Origin of the sequence: Devosia sp. (assembly GCF_017307565.1) — a bacterium.
In the GTDB taxonomy this organism is placed as follows: domain Bacteria; phylum Pseudomonadota; class Alphaproteobacteria; order Rhizobiales; family Devosiaceae; genus Devosia.
Map to the genome: position 1 here is coordinate 1087 of NZ_JAFKHD010000153.1, position 5709 is coordinate 6795.

A 5709-nucleotide genomic window follows, 5' to 3' on the forward strand; every position below is an offset into this window, starting at 1 on the left:
CCCCGTTCAATGCGTCAGGATTGCGGCGCAGATGAACGGGAGTTGAATGGGCTGTTTATGTTTTTGCCCGTGCTCGAATATTGCGCGTGGGAAGCGATGCTGAAATCGGCCCCGATGCTGAAGATTTTGGGGGTGCGGCTCTTCCTATAGATAATAAGTATGACTATTTGAATGTTGGGCTTGCACCGTGCGTCTGCGCTGGGGTAGTCACAACTAACATTTTAGTTGGGGGCCGGTATGGGCGCGAATGTCATTCCTGAGGGTGTTCTTGTTGGCCGTGCGCGCGTGCCGGGCCATGCCGAGCCGCGCGTCGTTACCGTCCGCGACGGCAAGCTGGTCGACATCACCATCAAGGGTTTTGCGACCGTGCGCGATATCGCCGAAAGCGGCAGGGCTGCCGCCCATGTGAAGGGCGCCGATGGCGTCGTTCTGGGCGATGTTGCCGATATCGTCGCTAATTCGGTTGCTGGTCAGACCAGCGAAAAATCCCCCGTTCTTCTCTCTCCCATCGATCTGCAGGCCATCAAGGCCTCCGGCGTAACCTTCGTCGTTTCGCTGCTTGAAAGAGTAATCGAGGAACAGGCCCGCGGGGATAAGTCTCGCGCCGACGCGCTGCGCGGGGAAATCCTCGACCTGATCGGCACCGATCTTTCTCAGCTCGTGCCGGGTTCAGAGCCCGCGATGAAGGTCAAGGCAGCACTGATCGAAAAGGGCGTCTGGAGCCAGTATCTCGAAGTCGGCATCGGGCCTGACGCCGAGATTTTCACCAAGAGCCAGCCGATGAGTTCGGTGGGCTATGGCGCCGAAGTTGGGCTGCATCCGATTTCAAGCTGGAACAATCCTGAGCCGGAGGTGGCGCTGCTGGTGACCAGCAAGGGCGAAATCATCGGCGCCACGCTGGGCAATGACGTCAATCTGCGCGACGTTGAGGGTCGTTCGGCGCTCTTGCTCGGCAAGGCCAAGGACAACAATGCTTCGGCGTCGCTTGGGCCGTTTGTTCGCCTGTTCGATGGCGATTTTTCGCTCGATACCATCAAGAATTCCGAGATCGCATTGCGCGTGGAAGGGACGGACGGCTTTGTGCTCGAAGGCGCTTCCAACATGGCCCAGATTTCGCGCACGCCGGAATCCCTGGTTGCCGCGACCATTGGTGGCCATCACCAGTATCCCGACGGCCTAGTGCTCTATCTCGGCACCATGTTCGCGCCGGTGAAGGACCGGGATGGCGCCGGCAAGGGCTTTACCCACAAGATCGGCGACAGTGTCTCCATTTCGACGCCGTCGCTGGGTACGCTGACCAATACCGTCAATCTCTCGACCAAATGTCCGCCCTGGACCTATGGTTCGAGCCATCTGCTGCGCGATCTTGCTCGCGCCGACCTCCTCTAGCGCTGCCGAACTCCTCCCCACGGGCGACGCACGACATTTTTGAAAGGCTTCCCACATGAGCGAATTGCACAAGAACCTGATCAACGGCGAATGGGTCGGCGCAGACGGTAGCGAGAACATCAACCCGTCCAACCTCAGCGATGTGGTGGGCGTTTATGCGCGCGCCACGGCCGAGGAAACCAAGCAGGCCATCGCCGCCGCCAAGGCCGCTTTCCCCGCCTGGTCGCGTTCGGGCATCCTCGAGCGCCACGCGATCCTGCGCAAGACCGCCGACGAAATCCTCGCTCGCAAGCAGGAACTGGGCGAACTGTTGAGCCGCGAAGAGGGCAAGACCCTGCCGGAAGGCATTGGCGAAGTGACCCGCGCCGGCCAGATCTTTGATTTCTTCGCCGGTGAAGTGCTGCGCCTTGCCGGCGAAGTGCTGCCGTCCGTGCGTCCCGGCGTTGGCGTCGAAATCACTCGCGAGCCGATCGGTGTCATTGGCATCATCACGCCGTGGAACTTCCCGATCGCCATCCCGTCCTGGAAGGTTGCTCCGGCGCTGGCCTATGGCAATACCGTGGTGATCAAGCCGGCCGATCTTGTCCCGGCTTCGACCTGGGCGATCGTCGACATTCTCGTTCGCGCCGGCCTGCCCAAGGGCGTGCTGAACCTCGTCATGGGCAAGGGTTCGGTCGTTGGCCAGACCATGCTCGACAGCAAGGACGTCAATGCCATCTCGTTCACCGGTTCGGTGGGTACGGGCAAGCGCGTAGCGGCCGCTTCGATCGAGCACAACCGCAAGTTCCAGCTCGAAATGGGCGGCAAGAATCCGACGATCGTGCTCGACGATGCCGACCTCAAGGTTGCCGTTGAATCGGTCGCGCAGTCGGCCTTCTTCTCGACCGGTCAGCGCTGCACCGCGGCTTCACGCGTGATTGTTACCGAAGGTATCCACGACGCCTTCGTGGCTGCTCTCGCCGAGCGCACCCGCAATCTGCGCGTGGGCGATGCCCTTGATAAGAATACGGAAATTGGCCCTGTGGTCGATCCGAGCCAGCTTAAGCAGGACACCGACTACATTGAGATCGGCAAGGCCGAAGGCGCCAAGCTCGTTGCCGGCGGCGAGCGCGTGAAGGCTGCGACCGAAGGCTACTTCCTGCAGCCGACGCTGTTCACGGAAGCGACCAATTCCATGCGTATCGCTCGCGAGGAAATCTTTGGGCCGGTGGCTGCCGTGATCAAGGTGAAGGATTACGAAGAGGCGCTAGCCACTTCCAACGACACGGAATTCGGTCTCTCGGCCGGTATCGTGACGACCTCGCTGAAGTACGCGACGCACTTCAAGCGCAACTCGGAAGCGGGCATGGTGATGGTCAATGTGCCGACCGCCGGTGTCGATTTCCACGTGCCGTTTGGTGGCCGCAAGGGTTCGTCCTACGGCCCGCGCGAGCAGGGCAAGTATGCAGCGGAATTCTTCACCGTGGTGAAAACCGCCTATACCGCCGCTGGCTAAAACGGCGCGAAAATCGAGTTAGCAACGGGGCCCAATGGGCCCCGTTTTCGTTGGCAGACTGTTACCGTTTGCGCTGGGTGAGCCACATACCGGCGAGGATCAGGAGAACGCCGAGCCCGGCGGCCCAGACGGTGACCGGCGCGCCGCGCAGCAGATCGAAGATTACCCCGAAGACCATCTGGCCGGCGATGACGAGGAGCGTCGAATTGACCGCGCCGATGCGGGTAATGAGCCAGGAGCCGGAGGCGACGAAAACAACGCCGATGGCGCCGCCGGTGAAAATCCTCCAAGGCATTTCAGCGATATTGGCCGGGATCAGCCCGCCGACGATGAGCCCGACCACGCTGAGGAAGGCAAAGCCGACGAAGTGGTTCCAGAAAGACGAGATCAGCGGGGTCGTCGACATCGAGAGGCGGCCATTGACCTGACGGCTGAGGATGACGAGGAGGCCAGCGGCGAAGGCTGCGAGAATTGGGATGATCATGCGGCGCCGAGCCCGAAGAGGATGATGAGAAGGCTGCCGGCGGCGATGAGGATGACGGCGCCGGCGTCGCGCAGGTCGAGCTTGCGCTTGGGGAGGCCGAGGAGACCCCAGAAGTCTGCGGCAAGGCTGAGGACGACCTGACCGGCGAGGCCGAGCGCCAGCGTGCCGGCGAGGGCGAGGGGCGAATTCACCGAGATCGAGGTCAGCATGACTGTGACGGCGCCGCAGAGGCCGCCGATATAGGCCCAGAGCGGTGCCTTGCCGATCTTGGCGGTGGCCGCGGCCGTGGCGGCGCGCTGGCCGCGCCAGACCGCAGCGAGGAAAATAATAGCGACCAAGGTGCCGACGCCATGGGCGAGCCAGGATGAGAACATGGCACCGCCGAGACGGCCGGCTTCGCCGTTGACGAAAATGGCGAGGGTAAGAAGGCCGCCGCTGGCAAAGGCCGCAAGCAGATGCAGCGGGTTTGTCCGCTGGGTTGGTGGGGAGGTCATGGTGCGATTCGAGTGAAGGGAGGGTGAGGCGAGTTTAAGGGCGGCAACGGGGGAAACAAACGGGAATCGGCGCGAGGGGCATCGGTCGTTTTGGGAAGAGGGGGGCGGAGGATGTGTTGGGGGCGGAGGGCGTGGAGGATGTGGTGAGGAGGAGGATTTGGGCGGCTTGTGCGGAGGCGGGGGGTAGGGGGGACAGGAAGGAGGCACGGGGGGCGTGGAGCTTTGGCGAGCGAGGTTTGGGAGCGGGTTGAAGGTGGTGTTCGGAGTAAGTGACGTCGAACAGGGAGATGATAGTGCGTGGCCCGCAGAGAGCATGTGGGGGGCGTCGGTGAACCACGGCCCCTGACTTTCCGGTGTCGCCCAGAATGCGATCTCACCCGGCTTGGGCGTCGTATTCCTTCTCGGACTGAGAAGGTGGTCAAAAGCGCGGTGTCATTGCCGTGAAAGCGGGGATCGCGGTTTCCGTGCAAGGGGGGATGCCCGCCTTTGGTGGGACTGACGCGGTGGGAGTCGGGGCGCAATTGGCCCCGTCTATCGAGGTCTTCCCTTTGTGAGATTTTTCGCTGTTTGCTGCGACGCCCGTGTTTTCTCTATGGTCTGGGAGTGGTTCGAGTGGCCGTAGGCGCGGATGCTTACGGGTACGGTCGAGGCTGCCAAAGTTCGGTGTCAGTCCCGCGAAGGCGGGAATCTCGGTTTTGCGCAGGAGATTCCCGCTTTCGCGGGAATGACGTAGTGGGTGAGGAATGAGGTGGGGCGGATGGCCTCACTCGTTGCTTGGGCGCCGTGCGGTCGGTGGAGTGCTGCTCCTATGGCGGTCGCATGCCTCCGTGCTCGGCTTGGAGGTTTTCGGGTCGGTTCGACGTCGTTGGGGGGCTTGGCTTTTATGACCGCCGCCGCCCGGAATTGCTCAATCAAGCCCTTTTGCCTTTGGTGTGGGCGATGCCATCAGAGCCTCGCCCCGGCACCGGCTCCAACTCAAAATCCCGCGATTGCCATGATTTACCCGGCAGGGTGGCCTCGACGCTTGCCTGATCTCTCCGACTGGCTCATGACAGGGGCAGGAGTTGAATCACTATGTCCGAGCGCGCATCCATTACGGCGCCATTCCGTCACGAGACTTTTCGTACTTTGTGGCTGGCGACCCTGTTCTCCAATCTCGGGGGATTGGTACAGGCGGTCGGTGCGGGCTGGATGATGACGACGCTGACCACCTCGCACAATATGGTGGCGCTGGTGCAGGCCTCCAACACCTTGCCGATCATGGTGTTTTCCATCGCCGCAGGGGCGTTGGCGGATAATTTTGATCGACGCAGCGTGATGCTGGTGGCGCAGAGCGGCATGGCTGTCGTGTCGCTGTTGCTGGCGGTGACCGCCTGGCTTGGTTTGCTCAATCCCTGGTTGCTGCTGACCTTTACGTTTCTGATCGGCTGCGGCACGGCGCTGTTCAATCCCTCGTGGCAGGCCTCAATGGGCGATATCGTGCCGCGCGAAGATCTGCCGGGGGCGGTGACGCTCAATGCCATGGGCTTCAACATGATGCGCAGCGTCGGTCCGGCGGTGGGTGGCATGATCGTCGCCTTTGCTGGGGCGAGCGCGGCTTTTGCCGTCAATGCGGTTTCGTATCTGGCGCTGATCGGGGCGCTGTGGCGGTGGAAGCCGCAGCGGGTCAAGGCGCGGCTGCCGCGGGAATCGCTGGGGAGCGCCATGTGGGCCGGGGTGCGCTATGTGTCGCTCTCGCCCAATCTGCTCACGGTGCTGTTCCGGGGCTTCCTCTTCGGCTTTGCGGCGATCGTTATCCTGGCGCTGCTGCCTTCGGTTTCCGAGGAATATGTGGGCGGTGGGGCGCT

Annotated in this window: 5 protein-coding genes; 3 read left to right on the forward strand and 2 right to left on the reverse strand. The window is 62.3% G+C overall.

Translation table 11 applies throughout. The features are described from left to right. The first annotated feature begins 237 nt into the window (after positions 1-237). On the forward strand, positions 238-1389 hold the full coding sequence (locus tag J0I64_RS04165; protein WP_291406348.1) for a fumarylacetoacetate hydrolase family protein: 1152 nt from the start codon (positions 238-240) through the stop codon (positions 1387-1389). 55 nt (positions 1390-1444) lie between these two features. After that, positions 1445-2884, forward strand: a complete 1440-nt coding sequence (locus J0I64_RS04170; RefSeq protein ID WP_291406349.1) for an aldehyde dehydrogenase family protein — start codon at positions 1445-1447, stop codon at positions 2882-2884. 61 nt (positions 2885-2945) lie between these two features. On the opposite strand, the gene J0I64_RS04175 is transcribed toward J0I64_RS04170, so the two are convergent. Beyond that, positions 2946-3368, reverse strand: a complete 423-nt coding sequence (locus tag J0I64_RS04175) for a DMT family transporter (protein WP_291406350.1) — start codon at positions 3366-3368, stop codon at positions 2946-2948. After that, positions 3365-3862, reverse strand: a complete 498-nt coding sequence (locus J0I64_RS04180) for a DMT family transporter (protein ID WP_291406351.1) — start codon at positions 3860-3862, stop codon at positions 3365-3367. The genes J0I64_RS04175 and J0I64_RS04180 overlap by 4 nt, the downstream gene beginning before the upstream one ends. 1074 nt (positions 3863-4936) lie before the next feature. Here J0I64_RS04180 and J0I64_RS04185 point away from each other — a divergent pair. Next, the coding region (locus J0I64_RS04185; RefSeq protein WP_291406352.1) for an MFS transporter at positions 4937-5709 on the forward strand (773 nt) is incomplete at its 3' end.

Excerpts from the sequence above, each read along its gene's own strand:
- J0I64_RS04165 (WP_291406348.1), top strand. The coding sequence starts at position 238 with ATGGGCGCGAATGTCATTCCTGAGGGTGTTCTTGTTGGCCGTGCGCGC.
- J0I64_RS04170 (WP_291406349.1), top strand. The coding sequence starts at position 1,445 with ATGAGCGAATTGCACAAGAACCTGATCAACGGCGAATGGGTCGGCGCA.
- J0I64_RS04175 (WP_291406350.1), bottom strand. The coding sequence starts at position 3,368 with ATGATCATCCCAATTCTCGCAGCCTTCGCCGCTGGCCTCCTCGTCATC.
- J0I64_RS04180 (WP_291406351.1), bottom strand. The coding sequence starts at position 3,862 with ATGACCTCCCCACCAACCCAGCGGACAAACCCGCTGCATCTGCTTGCG.